The organism is Gluconobacter thailandicus F149-1 = NBRC 100600 (genome assembly GCF_000964465.1).
GTDB classification, from domain to species: Bacteria; Pseudomonadota; Alphaproteobacteria; order Acetobacterales; family Acetobacteraceae; genus Gluconobacter; species Gluconobacter thailandicus.
Map to the genome: position 1 here is coordinate 122,259 of NZ_BANH01000028.1, position 22,314 is coordinate 144,572.

The following is a 22,314-nucleotide window of genomic DNA, read 5'->3' on the forward strand; positions in this document are numbered from 1 at the left end:
TGAGTAGGACACCCTGTCCGTAATGGAGACCCGTCCATGACCCTTGGCCGCCGCGCATTCCTGGTTGCGGGCCCTGCCTTTGTAGCAGTGACCTCTCTTTCTTCTGCCCATGCAGAAGAAACCGGCCTTCCTGCGGGGGACACCCGTATGGGGCCGCGCGTCCTCGGGTCACCTGAGGCGAAGGTTCAGGTGGACGAATGGTTCTCCATGACCTGCTCTCACTGTGCGCACTTCGCACAGACGGTCTTCCCACAGGTGAAGGCAAACCTGATTGATACTGACAAGATCCGGTATCGCTATCATGATTTCCCGCTGGATCAGATTGCGCTTCTAGCCGCCATGGTGGCGCGCTCTTTGCCCGCAGACCGCTATGCGCCTTTCGTGGATGATCTGCTCCGCACGCAGGATCAGTGGGCTTTCGCCCAGAACATTGATCCCATGCAGGAATTGAAGAAGCGTGCCGCCCTGGCGGGCATTTCGGCAACTGACTTCGACAAGATCAACGCTGATAATGCCCTGCGCGAGGCTATCGTGAACCGGCAGGACCGCGATGGTGCTTTCCTTCAGATCCACGGTACCCCTTATTTCCGCATCAATGACGCTCCGGCGCCGGATGTCGTTTCCAGCTATGATGCGTTCGCCAAAGCAGTTGCAAAGGCTTCCTGAATGACCCGTCCCATGATTTCCCGCCGCTTCATTCTCTCCGCAGCTCCGGCTCTTGCCGTGGCTGGTACGGCGGCCCGTGCGGCCGATGCGCCGCCAGCCCTTCCCGCCAATGACCCGCGCATGGGACCGCGCGTCATCGGCAACCCGAATGCCAAGGTGCTGGTGCAGGAATGGTTTTCCCTGACCTGCACACACTGCGCCCATTTTGGCACGGAAGAATTCCCGAAGATCAAGGAACAGCTCATTGATACGGGCAAGATCCGCTATCAGTTCCATGACTTCTGTGGTGACCGCGTCGGCCTGACGGCAGCCATGGTGGCACGCTCCCTGCCGGAAGAACGGTATGTCCCGTTCATCGAAGCGCTGCTCTCAAGCCAGATGCAGTGGGCCTTTGCTTCGGGTGGCGACCCGATGCAGCGCCTGCAGCAGATGTCGGCTCTGGCTGGCGTCTCAGCGGCGCAGTTCAAGAGCATCAGCGAAGACACGGCGTTCATGCAGGCCATGTTCAATCAGGTGCAGAAGGACGCTGATACATACAGCATTCAGGGCACGCCCTATTTCCGCTTCAACAACACGCATTACGATCAGGATCCGGAAACCTACGAAAAGTTTGCTGATCTGGTCGCCAAGGCGTCCTGATCGCTTTCCGGACGTTTCATAGACACCGATGTCAACCCACACCACGACGATCAGCCGCCTGACGATCGGCGGCTTTAAAAGCTTCGCCGATGAGGTGCGCGTTGACATCCTTCCGGGCCTGACGGGCATTATCGGCCCGAATGGCTGCGGCAAATCCAATGTCGTTGAAGGCCTGCGCTGGGCTATGGGTGAGACCTCTGCCCGCGCCCTTCGGGGTGGAGAGCTGGACGATCTGATCTTTGCCGGAACAGGCGCACGTTCCGCCCGGAACATCGCTCAGGTCACGCTCCATCTGACCGGCGCGAAGGGTCTTGCCCCTGCTCCGTTTCAGGATGCTGAAGACCTCGAAATCACGCGTCGTGCAGAGCGTGGCTCGGGCAGCGAATACCGCATTAACGGCCGCGTCATGCGTGCGCGTGACGTACAGACGCTTTTTGCTGATCTGGCGTCCGGTGCGCGCAGTTCCGCCATCGTCAGCCAGAACCGTGTCGGCCAGCTTATTGCTGCCAAGCCGGAAGAGCGCCGCCTTCTCTTGGAAGAAGCTGCTGGCATCACAGGCCTTCATGCTCGCCGCCATGATGCGGAACTGAAACTCCGTCAGACCGAGACCAACCTGTCCCGTGCGGAAGACCTTCGCCTTCAGATTGAAGAACGCCTTGGCAGTCTTGAAGAACAGACCGTCCAGGCGCGGAAATATCGTGAGATCTCGGAAAAGCTGCGTGAAGCCGAGGTTCAGCTTCATGCCCTCTTACACGCCCGCGCCAATCTTGCTGTGCAGCGCAGCAAGGATGATCTGGCGAAGGCCCGTGAATCTCTGCGCAAAGCTGAACAGGAAGCCGAGCACGCGACCCTTGCGGAGTTTGAAGCCCGCAAGGCTACGCCACAGGCCCGAGAAGAAACAGACCGTCTCCGCAGTGCTTTAGAGCGTCTGAAAGTCCAGTCCGAAACGGCACGGGTGGATGTCACGCGCGCCAGGGAAGCAGAGGCCGAAGCACTGGCGCGCTTCCAGCAGGCCGAAGCAGACCTTGCCAGAAGTACGGAACGGCTTTCACAGGATCAGGCTGCCCACGCAACTGCCCTCACTGATCTTGAGGCTCAGGAAAAGGAACACGCCCAGCTTCCTGAACAGCGCGCTCAGGCCACCGAAGAGCAGAACCAGCTCGCAACGCTCGAACGCACTCAGGCCGCGTCTCTGGAAGAAGCAATCCGTCTGCGAGATGCAGAAGCCATCCGCCGCGATGGGCTGAAAAGCGCTCTGGATGCTCTGACGACGCGACTTGATGCTGAGACAGGGGCTCTTCAGGCACTTGAAGCAGAACTGGCTGCGCTGGAGAAAGACCGGCCTGACGATGATGTTCTTGAGAACCTGCGCCAACAGGTTGATGTCGCCATCCGTGAGGCTGAGGATGCCAGACAGACTGAAGCAGACGCTCTTTCGAAGCTTCAGGATGCACGTCTGGCGATGGAACTCCAGAGCCGAACCCTCGCAGAAGGGCGGCAGCGCCTGAATGTTCTGGAAAAAGCCGAGGCAGATCTGAACCGCCGTCTTCAGGCCGCGACAGCTCGTCTGACTCAGGACCGGGCAGCCCATACCCAGACGGCCACCGCTCTTTTGACGGACGAGCGACGCGCCGAGCTTCAGACTCAGCGTGAAAAGACCCTTCAGGCATTGGAAGAGATTTCCGCTCGGGAACGTGCAGCGCGGCAGGCTCTGGATGAGGCCAATACCGCATGGCTGGAAGCACGCGCGAAGGCCGAGGAAGGCGTTCAGCGGCATAAGGGCCTTCTGCGCGCGAAAGAAAGCGCGCAGCAGGCGGCCACTCAGGCAGCCCAACGCGCGGAAACAGCTCTTCGGGACCGTGACACAACCGCGAAAGCGCTTGTTCCTGAGAGTGAGGTGGCAGTCCTGCGAAAGGCTGTTACGGATCTGGAAACGCGACTGAATGCCCTTCAGGATAATCTTTCTGAAGCCGAAAAAGCTCTTATTTCCGCATCTGAGGCAGAAAGCTCAAGCCGCGACACACTGAGCCACACCGAAAGCACGATCCTACGACTTCGCTCGGAATGTGAAGGGCTTGAACAGACCTTGGCGGCCATAGCCGCCCAACCGGACCCGCTTGAAGACAAGCTTGATATTCCTGCGGACCTGGCACGGGCCGTCGCTGCGGCATTGGCAGATGGGCTAGACGCTTCTCTTGCGCCTGAGACCGTAGCAGCCGACCGGCGATGGCGTGCACTCGCAACGATTGATAGTCCGCAGATTGACTCCTGCCCGCCCCTTTCCTCTCTGGTTGCAGCCCCTGAACCCGTTAGACGCTGTCTGGACGCGGTTTTTCTGTTGGATGACCCGGCCAGAGGGGCCGCCCTTCAAACGCATCTCCAGCCCGGTCAGGCGCTTGTCTGCCGGAATGGTGCTCTATGGAGATGGGATGGCTTCATTCGCTCCGGAGACGCGCCTGATGCCGGAGCGACCCGTCTGGAGCAAAGACAACGTCTGATGGAGGCGCGGGCCCTTCTGGCCGAACAAAACAAGGGGTTTCCGGCCGTCAAGAGTGCTTTCCAGGAGGCACAACGCACCCGGCTTGAAGCAGAACAGACCTTGCAGCGTCTCAGGTCGGAGCGTTCAGGGCTGGAACCTGAACTGAGCAAAGCCCGCACCCAGTTTTCGGCACGCGAACAGCAGGCTGCACTGGCAAAAAGTCGATGGGAAGAAGCAGAACGTCGTCTTGCAGACGCAGAAACTGCTGCAAAAAATACACGTCTGGACGCTGAAAAAGCGGCGGCAGACTATGACGCCCATCCTTCCCCGGCAGCCCTGACCGACGCAGCCGAACAGGCTGCTCAGATCGTGGAGGCAGCCCGAACGGCCCTCACGGCGCTTACGCGGGATCTTCAGACTGCCCGGACCGAGGCCGAACAGGCTGATCGTAGTTTGGATCAGGCCGTTCTGCGTCATGAGACGGCACAGATACGCCTTCAGGAACTGGAAGACGCTCTGAAACGGCTGGAGCGGGACATCGATGCTCTTCAAACTGAGCTCGAAGCTACAAAAACCGCTACAGACCGCCCGGACCTTCCGGATCTGGAGCGCCGTGAAGCCGCAGCCCGTCAGCAGCATCATGAGGCCCGGCAGAAACTCGAAACGGCCAGCAAAACCACGGCCAACCTTCGCCAGCGAGCCGATCAGCTTTCTTCCGAGTTACAGACTCTGGATCAGTCTGCCACGACCGCCCTCGCCCGGCGCACAGCTCTTGCTCCACGAGCGGCGGAACTGAGAGCACTCGTCGAGAAGCTCACGAAGGAGCATCAGGCACAGGAATCCGCTATTGCAGAACGTCCGGATCCCGCGCTGCTGGAACGGAAGGTCCTGGAGGGCACCACCGAACTGGAGGAAACGCGGAAGGCGCTTCAGACGGTCCGGGAGACCCTGTCTCATCTTGCCCTTGAAGATATGCGTCTGAACGGGAGCATCGCGGCCCTCAGAGGACGATTGTCCGACCTACAGGGACAGATTTCCTTGGCCACTCAATCCCACGCAGAATTGCAAGAGCGCCGGAACACACTGGAGGACGCCTGGAACAAAGCGGCTCATAGTCCAGTTCGCCTCGAAGCCGCACTGAAACAGCAGGATCTGGATCTTGAGAAGGCCCAGACAGCCTATGATGAAGCCCGCGCCAGAGATGAGGCCACCGATCAGGCAGGTCAGGCTGCGCAGGAACGTCGTCGGGACGCAGATCTGGCTCTCTCTTCCGCCCGCGAAGCCATTGCGCGCCTGACGGAACGCGCCGAGCAGGCGGTGGCTGCCCGTGAACGGTTGCTGACCGAAAGCGATCCACCGGAAGGTGGTGTTTATCCATCTGATCTGTCCGAGCAGGCCGAAACGTCCACCCGGCGTAGGCTCGCCCGCCTCACCCGTGAGCGGGACGATCTGGGAGCCGTCAATCTGCGGGCCGAGACAGAGTATCAGGACGCCAAGCAGACAGCCGAGACCATTGCCCGCGAGCATGAAGAGCTGACGGCAGCCATCAACCGACTGCGCGGCGGCATTGGAACCATCAATCGTGAAGGACGCGAAAGACTTCTGGCCGTCTTCACGGAAGTGGACCGGCATTTCCAGTCCTTGTTCTCACGGATGTTCGGAGGCGGTCGCGCGCATCTGGGTATGGTCGGGAGTGATGACCCACTGGAAGCCGGTCTGGAAATTTTTGCCCAGCCGCCGGGGAAAAAGCTCTCCACCCTTTCCCTGCTCTCTGGCGGTGAGCAGGCTTTGACGGCACTTTCCCTCATTTTTGCGACGTTCCGCTGTAATCCCGCACCAATCTGCGTGCTGGATGAAGTCGATGCGCCTTTGGACGATGCCAATGTGGAGCGTTTCTGTTCTCTGCTGGCGGACATGACCAAGGAAGCCGGAACGCGCTTCCTTGTCGTGACCCATCATCAGCTCACCATGGCCCATATGGACAGGCTCTATGGTGTCACAATGCAGGAACGTGGTGTAAGCCGGGTTTTGTCGGTTGATCTGGGGCGCGCCGCTGCCCTTGTCGAAGGCTAACGTCTTTTTTCTTCAATCGAAAATTGACGTTAAGGCGTTGAAGCCTTTTGATAGACAAAACGCCTTGAAAGATCGAACCCATTTTCGTCGAACCACCTCTCCCCGCCCCGATCATGACGCGAATCCGTGAACACGGTATTCGTGTGGTGGGAGACGTGCATGGTGATCTGAACGCTTTCCGGCATGCGACCGCGACCGAGCGGTTTGTCATCCAGCTGGGAGATCTGGTCGATCACGGGCCAGACAGTGCCGGCGTGATGGAGCTGATGCTCGACCTGCTGGAAACACATCGCGGGCTTTTTATTCTCGGCAATCATGACCGCAAGCTGGGACGAGCACTGGAAGGCCGCCGCCTCCGGCGTGATCCGCCCCTGGAAGAAACACTCCGGCAGTTTTCCCTGCCGGAATATGAAGGGCTTCAGCAGCGTACCTATGAGGCGATTGCGGCTGCTCCAACATGGCTGCGACTTGGCCGGGCGCTCTTCGTGCATGGAGGGTTCCATACCGCCATGTTGTCCGAAGCGCCTGTTCCGGGTCTGGGCGAAATGTCCGCGCCTCTCTCCCGCGCCCTTTTTGGTGAAACCACCGGCCGCATGCAGCCGGATGGATACCCTGAACGCCGCCTGACCTGGATCAACCGTATTCCCGAGGGAATGACGGTTTATGTCGGCCATGACCGCCGCTCTACTGATGGACGCCCCTGGCGCCGGATGGGGAGACTTGGCGGCACGGCTGTCTTTACGGATCTGGGTGCTGGAAAAGGCGGCCACCTTGCATGGATCGACATCAATGACTTCTGACAGCTCTTCCGCCCTCGCAGAACTTGAGCGCCTGCGTGCCAGCATCGACAATATCGACGCCGCCCTGATTCATATGCTGGCAGAGCGGTTCCGCTGCACCAAGGCAGTTGGCGAACTCAAGGCAAAATCCAGCCTCCCCGCCGCAGATCCTAACCGTGAAGCCCGGCAGATCGAACGCCTGCGCCAGCTTGCACGAGACGCTCATCTTGATCCGGATTTTGCTGAAAAATTCCTGGCTTTCGTCATCCGCGAGGTCATCCGTCATCACGAGGCCATTGCCGCTCAAACCAACGGTTCGCACTGATGTCTGAGCGCCTGCTTCTTATTCTGCGTCATGCGGAAGCAGGCCCTCATCTTTATTCAGGAGCGGGCGATATCGAACGCCCTCTTACCGCAGCAGGGCAGGAACAGGCTAGGCGAATAGGGCAGAAACTTACCCATCTAACCCTACCCCAGCCCTTGCAGGTCTTGTGCAGCCCCGCGCGCCGAACTCAGGAGACGGCCCTGGGCGTTCTCTCCGGCATGCCTGACACAGTTGCTCCAAAATTTGAAAACAGCCTCTACGGCGCGGATCTCGACACCTTGTACGGTTTCATTCATGGCACCGCAGATGACGTTCGGACATTACTCCTGATCGGCCATAATCCCGCTATTGGGGCACTGGCTTACGATCTTGCAGGGCCAGCCGTGCAGGACGAAGCCTTCGCATCCCTGAGAAGGGGCTATCAGCCTGCAACTTTAACTATCTTCAAAACAACGGAAGACTGGATCAATATCCGGCCTTCCACTGTGCAGGCCAGTCAGGTTCTTACACCCTGACTGACGACTTTCTCTGCTTTCAAGCGCAGAGAAGGCGAATGGTCTGTCTGGCAGGCTGAGCCTTCACATAAGGCCCGGCTGCAAGAACTTCGATTTCCAGAACACCCGTTTCGGCGGCTGAACGTGCTCCCAGTTCAAGAAGTGCGTTGCCGTTGGTCCAGCGGGCGCCAGATGCGTCTGCGCTGTACCAGCCGTCGATCTGATTTTCCGTGATCTTACGCATCACCTGTCCGTCCCAAAGACGGATCATACCGACCAGAACACCAAGCGAGCGGCGGTCATCCACATAAGGCCCGGTCACATCGCAGGGGCGAGATGCTCGTGACATCAGACGCACCACATCGACGCCGGCTGGAAGTGAGAACAGAACGCGCCCGTCAACATTCCGCATTGGAGCAATGCGCATCCCAGAGCGGGTTTCGAGATGCAGATCATGAAGACTGGTGGTCTCAACGACTGGCGTAACAGTCAACCCAAGAGCCTCCGAGCGACGAGCCAGGCGGGCATGGATCGGCTCTACAACCGCGCGATCCGTTACCAATGGCGCCGATGCATCATGCTCCCAGCTTTTTGCAGCCGTTGAGAGAACAGCAACATTTCCTGGTTGGGCGAAGCTGTTCCGATTTCCCGTGTCGAGATAGCTTTCGGTCATGAGACCATTGGCAACGATCACATCGTGATTGGCTGTCTCAACATGGTAATAGTCGTAAGCTGAAATATCTGTCGCATAAGCAATGCTGCCGCCATTCACGAGCATACGCACAGGAATGAAGGCACCATCCAGATAGAGGCAGTGCTCAGACGTCAGAAGCAGGTCTGTGTGAGGAACATTTTCGGACACGGCCCCAGCACGAATACGAACTGCATAACCTGCCTCGTCAGGATGCGGACCTTTACTGACCTGCGCTGTCTTACTGCCCACCCAGCTGACGCTTTCGGTCTGCTCTACACCGTCCCGAACGACAACAACGTCATCGCCAGCCCGCAGATTTTCAACGACCACTTCCCCAGCCGGCGTTTTGATCAGGCTTCCTCCAAGGAAACAGACCGGGCCAAGTGCAGCAATCGTTGAGCCATCCGTATCCCTCGTCAGGGTGACGCCATTGCTGCTGTAGTCACCCTGCATCCGTGTGGAATACACGACGTCTGCGCCGGATGTGACCTGAAGATAGTAGTTGCCGCCGCTGCTGACAAAGGACGCGCTCTCTCCCTGTGAGTAATCCAGGCCATTCAGATCAATCTGACCACCGGATGACAGGATGGTCTCATTCAGGGTTCCACCGCTTTCCAGCGTCAGCACGGCCCCCGAAGACACGACGGTCGTGTCCGCGACAGCCCCAGACGCAACATAGAACGAAGCGCCACTCCGGACTTCCGCATGATCGACCACAGAGCCTGAAAGAGCCGATAGCGTCGCCCCCGGGTTCAGCTGCGTGTGCGTCAGCTTCCCTCCGGAAGATACGATCTGTGCGCCGCCACTGCTGACAGCAACATAATAGGCGCGCCCGCCGTTCGTGATGCTCTGTAGCCCACCAGACAGAACAGTCGCGTTATAGGACGAGCCCGCTGAATCGACTGTGAATGTTCCGCCACTGGAGACAACAAGGAAGTGATCCTCACCGCTCTCAGAAACAGTGCCACCAGCTACAACCGTTACGTTACGGACGGTACCACCGTTTTCAACAGTCAGAGTGTTACCCTGTCCACGAATGGTGAGCCCGGAAACTGTCTGACCCGAAGAAACTATCTGAGACATGAAGATCCTGTTTGAAGGAAAAAGAAACCGCAGGCTTTCAAAACGCCAGGCGAGAAAGAGCGCGGGTTGTAGCCGAAACCCATTGAAGAACACAATATTATTAACAAATATTCTACACTGCGCGATTTCGTATTGGTTTTTAGCGTTTTACAGCTTTTTTAGAGCCTATATGCCGCCGTACGGAGGGTGTCTCTGGACATCGAAAACCCCTACACCCTAGACTTTGCTTCTTTCCGTCACTCTGCCAGGCAGGCGCTTTTTCCATGCAAGAACCAAAGTTCGAAACTGCTACCCTTCACGCTGGCGGCGCTTCCATGCAGACCCCTCTTCTGACGGGAACGATGGGGCCGGATGTCGTGGATCTGCGAGGCGCATCCCAAAAACTAGGCGTATTTTCATTTGATCCGGGCCTGGTTAGCACGGCAACGTGTACGAGTGGCATCACCTACATTGACGGGGATAAAGGCACACTTCTGCATCGTGGCTACCCGATCGAAGACCTTGCCCTCAACGCGAGCTTTACCGAAACCGCCTATCTGCTGATGTACGGAGAGCTGCCCACCACTCCGCAGTATCAGGCCTTTCAGGCCGATATGAACACGCATCGCCTGCTGAATGAGCAGATCCGGAATTTTTTCAATGGTTTCCGCCGTGACGCTCATCCGATGGCCATCCTCTGTGGCACGGTAGGAGCACTCTCAGCGTTCTATCATGACGGCCTGGATATTTCTCAAGCCGAAGACCGGGACCTCTCCGCCCGGCGCCTGATTGCGAAAGTACCGACCATCGCGGCCTGGGCCTACAAATATTCGATTGGAGAGCCGTTCATCTATCCGGATGAGGAAATGTCCTTCTCCGAAAACTTCCTACATATGCTCTTCGCCCGGCCCGGCAATCATTATCGCGTTAACCCGGTTCTGGCCCGCGCAATGGACCGCATTCTGCTTCTTCATGCCGATCATGAGCAGAATGCCTCGACCACCACGGTCCGCCTTGTGGGCTCGACAGGCGCCAATCCTTACGCCTGCATTTCTGCGGGCATTGCGGCTCTGTGGGGTCCGGCTCATGGCGGTGCAAATGAAGCGGCGCTGAACATGCTTCAGTCCATCGGAACACGTGACGGCATTCCTGCCTTCCTTGAAAAGGTCAAAGACCGGAATTCAGGCGTGCGTCTGATGGGCTTCGGGCACCGCGTATACAAGAATTTTGATCCACGGGCGAAGATCCTTCAGGCGACCTGCCATGAAGTCATTTCCGAACTGGGGCTGGAGCGTGATCCCCTGCTGGATCTCGCGAAGGAACTGGAACGCGTTGCGACAGAAGACGATTATTTCGTCAGCCGGAAGCTCTATCCGAATGTGGATTTCTATTCGGGACTGATCCTGAAGGCTCTCGGTATTCCGACAAGCATGTTCACCGTGCTGTTCGCTGTTGCGCGCACAGTGGGCTGGGTCAGCCAATGGAAGGAAATGATTGAAGACCCCGCAGCACGGATTACACGTCCGCGGCAGCTTTATGTTGGGGAAGCAACGCGGGAATTCGTCCCCATGAGTGAGCGGGGCTAAAAAGCCCTGCCCTACCTTACGGTCTGATCAGCAATCGCAGCCAGGGGTCTGACCCTTGGCTTTGCGAACAACGTGATGGTCAATCCATTCAGCCACGAGACGACGCGCTTCCGTAATGGACGACTCAGGGTGGTGGATACGGTACAATGTGGTGCATGCGGCAAAAGCCTGCATATCCGGCTGCCCGACTTCACGCAGTTCCTGATAGGCCGTGACAACTGCACGTTCGCATTTCCGGCCGATCCGGCTGGTTTCGATGCTCACTTTTAGTCCTGCTTCAGAAGAGGAAAAAACGGTCTTACTCCTTAGGGGGCAAGGCCTGACGACGCAAGCATAGATTGGGTTCCTCTATAACAGCAACAAGTGCGAACGAATTTGGCACTACCCATTGCGTCTTGTGGCCGGTAAACCACAGAAAACGACGTCAGTGGAGAGCAGCATGACACAACACGGAGAGAGCCCGATCGCGGGTCGCACCCAGTGGGACCGGGACGCAGCCCTGACCACGGCCCGCATCCTTCTCGAGATCAAAGCCGTCAACTTCCGCCCGGAAGAGCCTTACACCCTGACGTCAGGCTGGAAGTCACCCGTTTATATCGACTGCCGCAAAATCATTTTCTTCCCCCGCGCCCGGACCAAGATCATGGAACTGGCCGTCGAGAAGATCGGCCGCCACATCGGCTATGAAAGCATTGATGCGGTCGTTGGTGGCGAGACGGCTGGTATCCCGTTCGCCGCATGGATTGCAGACCGCATGATGACGCCGATGGCGTATGTCCGCAAAAAGCCGAAGGGCTTTGGTCGTAATGCACAGATCGAAGGCGATGTACCTGATGGCATGCGCACCCTGCTGGTCGAGGACCTGACGACGGACGGCGCATCCAAGATCCGATTCGCCAATGCGCTGCGTGATGCAGGCGCCATCGTGAACCATACCTTCGTCGTGTTCTTCTACGGTGTGTTCCCCGGCGCGCACAAAACGCTGGCAGACATGGACATCTCCCTGCACGCGCTGTGCACCTGGTGGGACGTTCTGGAAGCCTGTGCTGGCGGCGATTATTTCTCTGAAAAGGACAGCGCCGAAGTTCGCCGCTTCCTGGAAGATCCCTGTGGCTGGTCCCGCAAGCATGGCGGCGTTGGCAGCGCCGAAGAAGCGCTGGCACTCAAGGCCAAAGCAGAAGGCTGACGCCCGTGGGCTCTCCTGCCCTTCTACCCCGATGCCTTGTTTTTGACTCGGGCATCGGAGGGATGGGTGTCGTGCAGGCTCTGCGTGACATCCTTCCTGCCCTTACGATCGACTATCTGGCTGACACTGCGCTGTTTCCTTACGGAGAGCAGCCGGATGACCGCCTGACTGGCCGCATCGTCAGTCTGCTCGAAGCAGCCTGCCGCGACGTTCAGCCAGACGTCCTGGTCATTGCCTGCAATACGGCGAGCACCATTGCACTGCCTGCGCTTCGGGAACGTCTCTCCATTCCCGTAGTTGGATGTGTTCCACCCATCCGCTGGGCTGGACGTGTTTCCACAACCCGTACCGTTGGTCTGCTTTCCACGTCAGCAACAGCCCGGCGACCGTATGTTCTGGAATTGCAACGGCAGTTTGCTGCGGATTGTCGTTTGATCACCCACGGCGCGCGCGGACTGGCCGATCTGGCCGAACGCGCTTTTCTCGGCGATGACATTCCGGATGCAGACGTAGAGCATGAGCTCACCTGCCTGTTCGAGCAGCCTCATGGTGAGGACATTGATACGGTGGGGCTGGGCTGTACGCATTACACGTTTCTGATGCCCGCGTTTCAGCGTCTTGCGCGACCCAACCTGAACTGGCTCGATCCCGCACCAGCCGTTGCACGGCAGATCCGCACTGTTCTCGAAACCGTCGTTCCGTCGGCAACCAACACAGCCGCCGAGCTGCCCCGTTTCTTCATGACCAGCGCACCATTCAATGCGCTGCGCCTGGAAGCAGCCGTAAGTCGTTTAGGTTTTTCTGGATGGTCACTGTTCGGGCCGCTCGCTTTGACAGCCTGAAAGCATATTCTGCGTCAGCCCTGAGTTGGCTGACGCAGAATATGGTTTTTAGCGGGCCCGATTCACCGTGAACTGAACCGTTTCGATCAGAAGGCGGCGCAGTTCGCTATCCGGGAAAATGGACAGGGCTTCAACAGCTGCGTCGGCATAGACCTGCGCGCGGGCGATCGTCGTATTGATCGCACCCGTCTTTGCAATCAGGTTCAGAGCATGAGGCAGATCGTCCTCAGTCTGCTCCCCTTCTCCAATGACGCGCTCCCAGAAAATACGATCTTCCGGCGAGCCAGCCTCATAGGCGGCCAGGACCGGCAGGGTGATCTTGCCTTCACGCATGTCATCACCAACGGTCTTGCCCAAAACCTGCTGGTCTGCGGCATAATCCAGGGCATCATCAACAAGCTGGAACGCCATACCCAGATTGGTGCCAAACCGCTCCAGAGCTTCCTCTTCTGCTTCCGGACGCTCGGCCACGACAGCGCCGACACGGCAGGCAGCCGCAAACAGCGCAGCCGTCTTGCCGTGAATGACTTCAAGATAGCGTTCTACAGGCGTCGTAAGGTCGTTCTGCACGACCATCTGAAGGACTTCACCTTCAGCAATTGTCGCCGATGCATCCGACAGGATCGCCATGACCTTCAGGGAGCCGTCTGCTGTCATAAGCTGGAACGAGCGGGCGAACAGGAAGTCACCTACCAGCACGGACGCCTTGTTGCCGAACACGGCATTGGCCGAAGCCAGCCCCCGACGCAACGTGCTCTCATCCACGACATCATCATGCAGCAGTGTGGCGGTATGAATGAACTCAACGCAGGCGGCGAGCCCGACATGACGCTGATGGTCCGGACCCGGCTGATAACCGCACAGACGTGCGGAGGCCAGCGTCAGCAGCGGGCGAAGGCGCTTGCCTCCCGCCGCGACAAGATGGGCGCCAAGCTGCGGGATCAGGGGAACCGGACTTTCCATCCGGGCGATGATCGCCCGGTTGCAGGCCAGCATGTCTTCTTCAAGATAGGTAGAGAGTGCCGATAGCGCGCTCTCGCCTCCTGCACCCTGAACCACAGCTTTATCAACGGTCACGGCGGCATCCGGTGCGGCAGAATCCAAGGGTCTTTACTCCAGTTCCTGCATAACGCCCCGGGACTGCCCAGGACCATGCAGGCACGATATGATATGGCGTGTTCCCGTTCGTTCTTCCTGCGTGGAAAAGCGACCGGGGCATGTTCACGCCGGACGACAAATTGGAATGACCATATGAGCGGCAGCAGGAAGGCGGTCAACCCATTGCAGTCCCTTAAGACCTCCCTGAACAGCACTTCCCCCCTTTCTGAAAAAGAAAGAGACGGCACATTGCTGAATGGACGACTCCGCTACACGCAGTTCCGGCAGGGATATCGCACGGGCCTGGAACCGGTGCTGATGGCCGCAGCCATTCCTGCCAGAGCCGGGGAGACCGTTCTGGAAGCCGGATGTGGTGCGGGAGCCGGATTGCTCTGTCTTGCAGCCCGCGTTCCGGGCGTCAGCGGAATTGGCCTTGAAGCAGATACCGACACGGTGGAACTGGCCGCTCACAATTTCCTGAACAATCCGTTTTCAGACTCGCGAACCAGTCTTTCCGTCGTTCAGGCCACCCTTCCAGCCATTCCTTCAACCCTCCGCGCCCGAGCGCCGACAGCAAACGGGCGCTTTCACCATGTGATGGCCAATCCTCCCTGGCATAGCGCCCACGGCACGCCTTCACCGGATGAGCGACGGCGTCTGGCACTCAGCGCGGAAAACAGCGATCCACAGGCATGGATCCGTGCCCTGACCCGATGGGTCCTGCCCGGGGGGACACTGACGTTCATCATATCCGCAGCCATTGCGGACAGAGCGTGTCAGACACTTCTGGAAAACGGTTGCGGCTCAATCCAGCTGTATCCCTTCTGGCCCAAACAGGGACGGGAAGCGAAACTGGTTCTGATCCAGGCCATTCATGGCGGCAAGGGCATCTTTCGCCTGCGCCCGGGACTGATCCTGCATGAAGAGGATGGCCGCTTTACCGATGCGGCCGAACGGGTTCTGCGATTGGGAGAGGCGCTGCCCGGCAGCTAACCTCTCCCAACATGCAGATTATTCGAAGACGTTGCCTTCGAAAGCTTCTTCCCAGGTGCCGGACGTAGAGGCACGGGAATATTCCGTGGAGCGGTTTTCGAAGAAGTTCGCGTGCTCGACAGCATTCAGCATGTCATCGATCCAAGGCAGCGGATTTTCTTCCTCGCCGTAAACCGGATCAAGGCCAAGCTGCGTCAGGCGACGATCTGCGATGAAGCGAATGTAACGCTTGACGTCATTTGAAGACATTCCTTCAACCGGGCCCATTTCAAAGGCCAGATCAATGAACGCGTCTTCATGCTCAACGGTCGTACGGCAGATTTCCTTCAGTTCTTCGCGGAAATCTTCCGTCCACAGTTCCGGATTCTCACGGATGAACGTGCGGAACAGGCGGATCATCGACAGGCAGTGCAGCGTTTCATCACGCACTGACCAGGACACGATCTGCCCCATGCCCTTGAGCTTGTTGAAGCGCGGGAAGTTCAGCAGGATCGCAAACGATGCGAAGAGCTGAAGCCCTTCCATGAAGGCACCGAATGCCGCCATGGTCTTCGCGATTTCACGCTTGTTGTCGATGTTGAACGACTGCATGAAATCGTATTTGTCCTTCATCTCCTTGTACTTCAGGAAGGCCGAATACTCTGTTTCAGGCATCCCGATGGTGTCGAGAAGATGGGAATAGGCCGCGATGTGAATCGTCTCGATGTTCGAGAACGAAGACAGCATCATCAGCACTTCGGTTGGCTTGAAGACCTGGCTGTAATATTTCATGTACGCGGAATTCACTTCCACGTCGGCCTGTGTGAAGAAGCGGAAGATCTGCGTCACGAGATGCTGTTCGGCTTCCGTCAGCGTGCGGTGCCAGTCCTTCACGTCGTCAGCCAGAGGCACTTCTTCCGGGAGCCAGTGAACGCGCTGCTGGGTCAGCCAGGCGTCATAGGCCCAAGGGTAGCGAAACGGTTTGTAAACCGGGTTCGCGGTCATCAGGTCATAGTGCTCGGGTGCTGGAGTTGCTCCAGCAGTCGGGGTCGGGTTGCTCATGACCTTACTTTCCTCAAAGACACGTTTTCCCTGTGGCCGCCCTTCTCCGGTTCAGAGAAGCTGGACACATAAGAAATTCGTGTTTTTCAATACCTTAGTCAGTCTGGAGACCATCGCGTGGGTATGGCTATGCTCAACCCCGATCATCCAGAATCATTCTGGCGCAGATCATAACCTCCGACGCCTCATCAGTCGACAATCCATTCTTGTCCGAGACGAAAACGCGAGGGTTATGCAAGCCGCGCAACCCTCCCGGCGAAGCCTCCATGCCTCAGCAAAAGTGTTGCTTCTGGCCACGCTCTCACTTTCTTGCGCCCAGTCTTCTCCCTATCTGCATTTATCTGCCGGAATGGCTCGGATTTGTCCCCACCGATCCGATGATGACGACATCCCTGATAGTGCGAAACTCCACTGCAACGACAAAAGGATTGGTGCCGGGAAGTGATGCTACCGGGCTGGCCGGCACAGGTGAACGGCATCTCCATTGTTCCAGAAATGTGAAACGGACTGTTTACGTGCATCCCCCCTTTCCGCCGGAAACAGCCAGATTCATTTCATCGCGCCAGGCGCTACTTTGGGATGGATTGCTACAGCGCTCGGGCTGATCGGACTTTGGCTGGGCTTCCGCCAAACCGAGGGGCCTAAGGCGCTTTGAAGGCATAAAAAAGCCCGGCTCCTCAATCAAGGAACCGGGCCTTTCAGACTGGTATTACCGAACTGCCTTACTGGCAGGCGAGGCACTCTTCATAATCGCCACTGCTCATCTTGCCGCGTGGGGCGGTCTGCGCCGTGGCTTCGTACTTCTCGTCGTCCAGAATGTCACTCTTCACGGCAAGCGTGGAGACCGCATCGGCACGCTGCACCGACAGGGAGCGGCAGTAATACAGAGACTTCAGGCCCTTCTTCCAGGCCTGGAAGTGGATCTGGTGCAGGTCGCGCTTATGGACATCTGCCGGCAGGAACAGATTGACCGACTGGGCCTGGCAGATGAACGGTGCACGGTCTGCCGCATGTTCGACAACCCAGCGCTGATCCAGCTCAAAGGCTGTCTTGAAGACGTCTTTTTCATCCTGCGTCAGGAAGTCCAGATGCTGGACAGACCCTTTGCTCAGGGTGATGTCAGACCAGACCTTGTCCGTATTCTGACCGCGCTCTTCAAGGATCTTGGTCAGATGACGATTGCGAACCGAGAACGAGCCGGACAGCGTCTTCTGGAGGAAAACGTTGGCACTGATTGGCTCGATGCCCGGGCTGGCATTGCCTGTGATGATGGAAATGGATGCTGTCGGGGCAATCGCCAGCTTATGCGAGAAACGCTCCATGAAGCCGTATTCCTCGGCATCCGGGCATGGACCCCGCAGTTCCGCCAGCTTCTTTGAAGCCGCATCGGCCTGAGCACGGATATGCTGAAAGATCTTTTTGTTCCAGACCTTCGCCATCACGCTCTCGAACGGAATCATACGAGCCTGAAGGAAGGAATGGTATCCCATCACACCAAGACCAACGGACCGCTCACGGGCAGCTGCGTATTTGGCACGCGCCATGTCGTCCGGAGCACGGTCAATGAAATCCTGCAGGACGTTATCGAGGAACAGCATGACGTCCTCGATGAACTGAGGATCGTCTTTCCATTCGTCCCAGGTTTCCAGGTTCAGGGAAGACAGGCAGCAGACAGCCGTCCGATTCTTGCCGTGGTGATCGATGCCGGTCGGCAACGTGATCTCGGCGCAGAGGTTGGACGTCTTGACCTCAAGACCAGCCAGCTTGTGATGCTCCGGACGGGCCCGGTTCACATGATCCGAGTAGATGATGTACGGCTCGCCCTGCTCCATGCGGGCCGTCAGGATACGGATCCATAGGGCGCGGGCAGAGACCTTGCGGATAATGCTGTGATCCTTCGGGGAAAGGAGCGCCCATTCCTCGTCAGCTTCGACAGCGCGCATGAAAGCATCCGTAACCAGCACACCATGATGCAGGTTCAGGGCCTTACGGTTCGGATCGCCACCCGTCGGACGGCGCATTTCGGTGAATTCTTCGATTTCAGGGTGCCAGACCGGCAGGTACACGGCCGCAGATCCACGACGCAGGGACCCCTGCGAGATGGCCAGTGTCAGGCTGTCCATCACGCGGATAAACGGAATGACGCCGGACGTCTTGCCATTACGACCGATGTTCTCGCCGATCGAACGCAGATTACCCCAGTAGGACCCGATGCCGCCGCCCTTGGACGCCAGCCAGACGTTCTCGTTCCAGAGACCGACAATACCTTCAAGGCTGTCTTCCGCTTCGTTCAGGAAGCAGGAGATCGGCAAACCACGAGACGTTCCGCCATTGGACAGGATCGGCGTAGCGGGCATGAACCAGTGGCGGGAAATATAGTCATAAATGCGCTGGGCGTGGCCCTGATCTGCGCCGTAATAGGACGCAACGCGCGCAAACAGATCCTGATAATGCTCGCCGGGCAGAAGGTAACGATTGTCCAGCGTCGCCTTGCCAAAATCCGTCAGCAGGGAATCGCGCGAACGATCCACCCGCACCGCGTGATGCCCCGGAAGCTGCACGACATCGTCGAACATATCCGGGGTTTCGTCCCCTTCCCCAACAGCCGGCTCACCAACGGGATGGTCAACAGGCGGTAGCACGTCATGCGGGCGGTCGGCCGTATGTGGCGTGTCCATCGTCACGTCATGAAGTGTCATTGCGCTCTGCTCCGGCGGTCTGTTTTTTCGATTTGATGACCCTCCAATTCCACACTCGCCGTGCTCACTGCAAGCGAACTCTTCGCTTGCAAAATGGAAAGAGCTGTGAATTTGGAGTCATCCATATCTAGGGGCAAAAATGATCCACACCCCTATATATAGGGGCAATCGCAGAAAACCGCCGCAAGTTCCCATTCATCCCCAAGCAGCTTTCCCGGCGTGACATCACAACCACACGGACAGAGGATTTTAACCGCAACCGAAGACCGGCTCCTCACGTTGGAGAACCCGACCCCAAACATGCGGAGAGCGTCTCATGACCATCAACAAGAAAGCTTCGGCTCACTGGAGCGGAACCATCAAGGAAGGCAAAGGCACCATCTCGACACAGAGTGGCGCCCTTCAGGATCAGCCTTATGGTTTCAACACGCGATTCGAAGACAAGCCGGGCACCAACCCTGAAGAACTCCTCGGTGCGGCCCATGCGAGCTGCTTCACAATGGCGCTATCTCTGATTCTTGGTGATGCTGGTTTCACAGCCGACTCCCTCGATACGGAGTCGACAATTTCCCTGGATAAGGTTGGCGACGGCTTTTCCGTTACAAAGGCTCATCTGACGCTTCGTGGCGTGGTTCCGAACGCGACTGAGGCTGACTTTATCGATGCCGCCAACAAGGCCAAGATTGGCTGTCCGATGTCCAAGGTTCTCAATACGGAGATCACCCTGGACGCCAAACTCGCCAGCTAAAATTTGAAGGCTGGGATTAATTATCCCCAGCCACACTGCGCATGATTACGCAGCAGGTGGTCTGCAAGAACGCAGGCCATCATGGCTTCGGCCACAGGGACGGCACGGATACCGATACACGGATCGTGCCGTCCCTTGGTGCGAACCTCTACCGCGTCCCCTGCACTATTGATGCTGGGCACTGGCGTCAGGATCGAGCTGGTTGGTTTGATGGCGAAGCGAGCCACGATCGGTTGCCCTGTGGAGATGCCTCCAAGGATGCCACCTGCATGATTCGACGCAAACTGCGGCCCTGGTGCAATCGGGTCAGCATTTTGCTCTCCACGAAGCGCAGCCACGGCAAAACCATCACCGATCTCGACGCCCTTCACACCATTGATACCCATCAGGGCACCCGCCAGATCCGCGTCCAGCTTTCCATAAACCGGCGCACCAAGACCGGGAGGCAGACCTTCTGCAACAACCTCAACAGTTGCACCAATGGACGATCCATCCTTACGGACAGAGTCGAGCAGTTCTTCCCAAGGACCAACGCTCGCTGCATCGGGGCACCAAAGCGGATTACGCTCCACTTCATCCCAGTCCCAGCGAGACGGATCAATGGTCTGCCCGCCGATGCCTGTCAGGGCTGCGCGAATCTTCACGCCCTCCCCGATCAGCGTTTTCAGAAGCACACGCGCAACGGCACCCGCGGCGACACGCATGGCCGTTTCACGAGCGGACGAGCGACCGCCGCCTCGGTAATCACGGATGCCGTATTTCAGGTCATAAGCAATATCGGCATGGCCCGGACGATAGCTCTGGGCAATCTCACCATAATCTTTCGACCGCTGATCGGTGTTCTCGATCATCAGCGAGATGGGCGTTCCGGTCGTCTGGCCTTCAAACACCCCCGACAGGATCCGGACCTGATCCGGCTCCCGCCTCTGGGTCGTGAAGCGAGACTGCCCCGGCCGACGACGATCAAGCCAGGGCTGGATGTCCGCCTCGGACAGCTTCAGGCGGGGTGGACAGCCATCCACGACGCAGCCAATGGCTGGCCCGTGGCTCTCACCCCAGGTGGTGACGCGAAAGAGTTGCCCGAAGCTGTTGTCTGACATGTCAGTCCCCGGAGCTGACAGCAGCAATGTCGGGAGCTGCCGGGTTCTTCATGCCGACCGTATGGTAGCCGCAATCCACATGATGGATTTCGCCCGTCACACCGCTGGAGAGGTCAGAGAGCAGATACATGCCCGAACCGCCGACGTCCTTCAGTGTTACGTTACGCTCCATCGGGGCGTTAAGCTGGTTCCAGCGCAGGATGTAGCGGAAGTCGCTGATGCCGTTGGCGGCCAGCGTCATGATCGGGCCAGCGGAGATTCCGTTCACGCGGATATCGTCACGGCCAAGATCGGCAGCCATGTAGCGCACGGAGGCTTCAAGCGCCGCCTTGGCCACGCCCATGACGTTGTAGTGCGGCATAACGCGCTCGGCACCGAGATAGGTCATGCTCAGGAATGAGCCGCCAGCGTTCATCATAGCAGACGCGCGACGGGCGACGGACACGAAAGAATAGCAGGAAATGTCCATGGCCTGCAGGAAGGCATCACGCGGCGTGTCGATGTAGCGGCCGCGCAGGTACTGCTTGTCAGCAAAGGCGATGGCATGAAGTACGAAGTCGATCTTGCCCCACACCTTTTCGATTTCATCGAACGTGGCATCAATTGCGGCGTCATCGCTGACATCACAAGGCAGAACCAGATCAGAGCCAACGCTTTCCGCCAATGGACGAACGCGCTTGCCAAGAGCCTCACCCTGATAGGTGAAGGCCAGTTCCGCGCCCTGTGCAGCACAGGCGCTGGCAATGGCCCACGCGATGGAGTGCTTGTTGGCAACACCCATGATGACACCGCGCTTGCTCTTCATGAGGGTGCCGGTCACGGGAGCCGGAATGTTGTCTTCTGTTTCAGACATTGGATGTTTCCTGAATCGCGTTGGCGTATTAGCGCCGTGGTCGCACAAGAGATGCCAGCAAACAAGAGTAACACGACACTCAATGCCTCTTCGGCGGCAGTTTCCCGCCGTAGTGTGGATTTCAGGCCCATGAGACAGGTCAAGGCATGCGCTTTTTCCCGCTCTATATAGTGTCCTGGACACTATAATTCTGAGCTCTGGATTGGCAGGGTCTGTTCCGGGACCCGGACGGAACCGCTATAATTCCCGTTCTGCTCTTTCAGGGCCGTCCCCGCTGCTTCAGGAGACTTCCATGTCCACTCAGCCCCTCATTGACCTGACTGCCGACCCCTTTACCCTGTTCGCAGCGTGGATGTCAGACGCGGAAGCGTCCGAACCCAATGACCCCAACGCCATGGCTGTTGCGACATCTACGCCGGATGGGCGCCCGTCTGTTCGGATGTTGCTTCTCAAAGGCGCGGACGAACGCGGATTTGTTTTTTATACAAACGTGGAGAGCCGCAAGGGCGGCGATCTGCTCGCCAACCCGCACGTTGCCCTGCTGTTTCACTGGAAGTCCCTGCGCCGGCAGATCCGGATCGAAGGACCGGTCACGCAGGTGAGTGACGAAGAAGCGGATGCCTATTTCGCCAGCCGCTCGCCCATGTCACGCCTTGGAGCCATTGCGTCTGACCAGTCCCGTCCGCTGGATGACCGAAGCACTTTTGAAGAGCGCCTGAAGGCTGCAGAAGAAAAATATGGCACAGGCCCGATCCCCCGCCCGAACAACTGGACCGGCTTCCGCGTTGCCCCGGACGCCATCGAGTTCTGGCAGGACCGGCCTTTCCGCCTCCATGACCGGGCATTATGGACTCGTGATGGATCCGGATGGAACGTCACGCGTCTTTATCCGTAAAGACACAGAACACCCTTTTCCGCAGGTGGGGAGCCTCACACTATGCTTATCGAAATCAAGAA

General features: G+C 58.1%; 19 protein-coding genes. 12 read left to right on the forward strand and 7 right to left on the reverse strand.

Features of this window, described 5'->3' with window-relative positions; all coding sequences use genetic code 11:
• Nucleotides 1–36: 36 nt before the first annotated feature.
• The 6 genes from B7444_RS09775 (at nt 37) to B7444_RS09800 (ending at nt 7,476) form a co-directional block, all read left to right on the forward strand.
• A complete protein-coding gene (locus B7444_RS09775; RefSeq protein ID WP_007282257.1) occupies nt 37–666 on the forward strand; it encodes a thioredoxin domain-containing protein in 630 nt (209 codons plus the stop codon).
• Nucleotides 667–1,305, forward strand: coding sequence for a thioredoxin domain-containing protein (locus tag B7444_RS09780; protein ID WP_007282258.1), 639 nt, complete (start codon nt 667–669; stop codon nt 1,303–1,305).
• Nucleotides 1,306–1,333: 28 nt separating this feature from the next.
• Complete coding sequence (locus B7444_RS09785) at nt 1,334–5,857, forward strand: AAA family ATPase (RefSeq protein ID WP_048855157.1); 4,524 nt, start codon at nt 1,334–1,336, stop codon at nt 5,855–5,857.
• 113 nt (nt 5,858–5,970) lie between these two features.
• Complete coding sequence (locus B7444_RS09790) at nt 5,971–6,657, forward strand: metallophosphoesterase (protein ID WP_007282261.1); 687 nt, start codon at nt 5,971–5,973, stop codon at nt 6,655–6,657.
• Nucleotides 6,647–6,961, forward strand: coding sequence for a chorismate mutase (locus tag B7444_RS09795; protein WP_007282262.1), 315 nt, complete (start codon nt 6,647–6,649; stop codon nt 6,959–6,961). The genes B7444_RS09790 and B7444_RS09795 overlap by 11 nt, the downstream gene beginning before the upstream one ends.
• Nucleotides 6,961–7,476, forward strand: coding sequence for a SixA phosphatase family protein (locus tag B7444_RS09800; protein WP_007282263.1), 516 nt, complete (start codon nt 6,961–6,963; stop codon nt 7,474–7,476). The genes B7444_RS09795 and B7444_RS09800 overlap by 1 nt, the downstream gene beginning before the upstream one ends.
• Nucleotides 7,477–7,495: 19 nt before the next feature.
• Here the strand turns inward: B7444_RS09800 and B7444_RS09805 are convergent, their stop codons facing one another.
• Nucleotides 7,496–9,232: a Hint domain-containing protein gene (locus B7444_RS09805; RefSeq protein WP_231502917.1), complete on the reverse strand. Its 1,737-nt coding sequence runs from the start codon at nt 9,230–9,232 to the stop codon at nt 7,496–7,498.
• Between the two features lie 263 nt (nt 9,233–9,495).
• Between B7444_RS09805 and B7444_RS09810 the strand changes: the two genes are divergently transcribed.
• A complete protein-coding gene (locus B7444_RS09810; protein WP_007282265.1) occupies nt 9,496–10,797 on the forward strand; it encodes a citrate synthase in 1,302 nt (433 codons plus the stop codon).
• 27 nt (nt 10,798–10,824) lie between these two features.
• Here B7444_RS09810 and B7444_RS09815 read toward each other — a convergent pair whose 3' ends face one another.
• A complete protein-coding gene (locus B7444_RS09815; protein ID WP_007282266.1) occupies nt 10,825–11,061 on the reverse strand; it encodes a hypothetical protein in 237 nt (78 codons plus the stop codon).
• Nucleotides 11,062–11,236: 175 nt separating this feature from the next.
• Here B7444_RS09815 and B7444_RS09820 point away from each other — a divergent pair, with 175 nt between their 5' ends.
• The gene (locus B7444_RS09820; protein ID WP_016737749.1) at nt 11,237–11,983 is read left to right on the forward strand and encodes an orotate phosphoribosyltransferase; all 747 of its coding nucleotides are present in this window, start codon (nt 11,237–11,239) and stop codon (nt 11,981–11,983) included.
• Between the two features lie 62 nt (nt 11,984–12,045).
• Nucleotides 12,046–12,825: a glutamate racemase gene (locus tag B7444_RS09825; RefSeq protein WP_007282268.1), complete on the forward strand. Its 780-nt coding sequence runs from the start codon at nt 12,046–12,048 to the stop codon at nt 12,823–12,825.
• Between the two features lie 48 nt (nt 12,826–12,873).
• On the opposite strand, the gene B7444_RS09830 is transcribed toward B7444_RS09825, so the two are convergent.
• The gene (locus B7444_RS09830; protein WP_007282269.1) at nt 12,874–13,929 is read right to left on the reverse strand and encodes a polyprenyl synthetase family protein; all 1,056 of its coding nucleotides are present in this window, start codon (nt 13,927–13,929) and stop codon (nt 12,874–12,876) included.
• Nucleotides 13,930–13,977: 48 nt separating this feature from the next.
• Between B7444_RS09830 and B7444_RS09835 the strand changes: the two genes are divergently transcribed.
• Nucleotides 13,978–14,916: a tRNA1(Val) (adenine(37)-N6)-methyltransferase gene (locus tag B7444_RS09835; protein ID WP_007282270.1), complete on the forward strand. Its 939-nt coding sequence runs from the start codon at nt 13,978–13,980 to the stop codon at nt 14,914–14,916.
• A gap of 18 nt (nt 14,917–14,934) precedes the next feature.
• On the opposite strand, the gene B7444_RS09840 is transcribed toward B7444_RS09835, so the two are convergent.
• The gene (locus B7444_RS09840) at nt 14,935–15,957 is read right to left on the reverse strand and encodes a ribonucleotide-diphosphate reductase subunit beta (RefSeq protein ID WP_007282271.1); all 1,023 of its coding nucleotides are present in this window, start codon (nt 15,955–15,957) and stop codon (nt 14,935–14,937) included.
• Nucleotides 15,958–16,679: 722 nt separating this feature from the next.
• A complete protein-coding gene (locus tag B7444_RS09850; protein WP_231502919.1) occupies nt 16,680–18,533 on the reverse strand; it encodes a ribonucleoside-diphosphate reductase subunit alpha in 1,854 nt (617 codons plus the stop codon).
• 439 nt (nt 18,534–18,972) lie between these two features.
• Here B7444_RS09850 and B7444_RS09855 point away from each other — a divergent pair, with 439 nt between their 5' ends.
• Nucleotides 18,973–19,404, forward strand: a complete 432-nt coding sequence (locus tag B7444_RS09855; RefSeq protein ID WP_007282275.1) for an OsmC family protein — start codon at nt 18,973–18,975, stop codon at nt 19,402–19,404.
• A gap of 20 nt (nt 19,405–19,424) precedes the next feature.
• Here the strand turns inward: B7444_RS09855 and aroC are convergent, their stop codons facing one another.
• Nucleotides 19,425–20,504, reverse strand: a complete 1,080-nt coding sequence (gene aroC, locus B7444_RS09860) for a chorismate synthase (protein ID WP_007282276.1) — start codon at nt 20,502–20,504, stop codon at nt 19,425–19,427.
• Between the two features lies 1 nt (nt 20,505).
• A complete protein-coding gene (gene fabI, locus B7444_RS09865) occupies nt 20,506–21,357 on the reverse strand; it encodes an enoyl-ACP reductase FabI (protein ID WP_007282277.1) in 852 nt (283 codons plus the stop codon).
• A gap of 292 nt (nt 21,358–21,649) precedes the next feature.
• On the opposite strand from fabI, the gene pdxH reads away from it, so the two are divergent.
• Nucleotides 21,650–22,252 (forward strand): pyridoxamine 5'-phosphate oxidase, encoded by a 603-nt coding sequence (gene pdxH / locus B7444_RS09870; RefSeq protein ID WP_186810554.1) that lies wholly within the window; start codon nt 21,650–21,652, stop codon nt 22,250–22,252.
• The last annotated feature ends 62 nt before the right edge of the window (nt 22,253–22,314 follow it).

Bases quoted from the DNA above. Each gene is read 5' to 3' on its own strand.
- B7444_RS09775 (WP_007282257.1), top strand. From the start codon at position 37: ATGACCCTTGGCCGCCGCGCATTCCTGGTTGCGGGCCCTGCCTTTGTA.
- B7444_RS09780 (WP_007282258.1), top strand. From the start codon at position 667: ATGACCCGTCCCATGATTTCCCGCCGCTTCATTCTCTCCGCAGCTCCG.
- B7444_RS09785 (WP_048855157.1), top strand. From the start codon at position 1,334: ATGTCAACCCACACCACGACGATCAGCCGCCTGACGATCGGCGGCTTT.
- B7444_RS09790 (WP_007282261.1), top strand. From the start codon at position 5,971: ATGACGCGAATCCGTGAACACGGTATTCGTGTGGTGGGAGACGTGCAT.
- B7444_RS09795 (WP_007282262.1), top strand. From the start codon at position 6,647: ATGACTTCTGACAGCTCTTCCGCCCTCGCAGAACTTGAGCGCCTGCGT.
- B7444_RS09800 (WP_007282263.1), top strand. From the start codon at position 6,961: ATGTCTGAGCGCCTGCTTCTTATTCTGCGTCATGCGGAAGCAGGCCCT.
- B7444_RS09805 (WP_231502917.1), bottom strand. From the start codon at position 9,232: ATGTCTCAGATAGTTTCTTCGGGTCAGACAGTTTCCGGGCTCACCATT.
- B7444_RS09810 (WP_007282265.1), top strand. From the start codon at position 9,496: ATGCAAGAACCAAAGTTCGAAACTGCTACCCTTCACGCTGGCGGCGCT.
- B7444_RS09820 (WP_016737749.1), top strand. From the start codon at position 11,237: ATGACACAACACGGAGAGAGCCCGATCGCGGGTCGCACCCAGTGGGAC.
- B7444_RS09825 (WP_007282268.1), top strand. From the start codon at position 12,046: ATGGGTGTCGTGCAGGCTCTGCGTGACATCCTTCCTGCCCTTACGATC.
- B7444_RS09835 (WP_007282270.1), top strand. From the start codon at position 13,978: ATGCAGGCACGATATGATATGGCGTGTTCCCGTTCGTTCTTCCTGCGT.
- B7444_RS09840 (WP_007282271.1), bottom strand. From the start codon at position 15,957: ATGAGCAACCCGACCCCGACTGCTGGAGCAACTCCAGCACCCGAGCAC.
- B7444_RS09850 (WP_231502919.1), bottom strand. From the start codon at position 18,533: ATGTTCGACGATGTCGTGCAGCTTCCGGGGCATCACGCGGTGCGGGTG.
- B7444_RS09855 (WP_007282275.1), top strand. From the start codon at position 18,973: ATGACCATCAACAAGAAAGCTTCGGCTCACTGGAGCGGAACCATCAAG.
- aroC (WP_007282276.1), bottom strand. From the start codon at position 20,504: ATGTCAGACAACAGCTTCGGGCAACTCTTTCGCGTCACCACCTGGGGT.
- fabI (WP_007282277.1), bottom strand. From the start codon at position 21,357: ATGTCTGAAACAGAAGACAACATTCCGGCTCCCGTGACCGGCACCCTC.
- pdxH (WP_186810554.1), top strand. From the start codon at position 21,650: ATGTCCACTCAGCCCCTCATTGACCTGACTGCCGACCCCTTTACCCTG.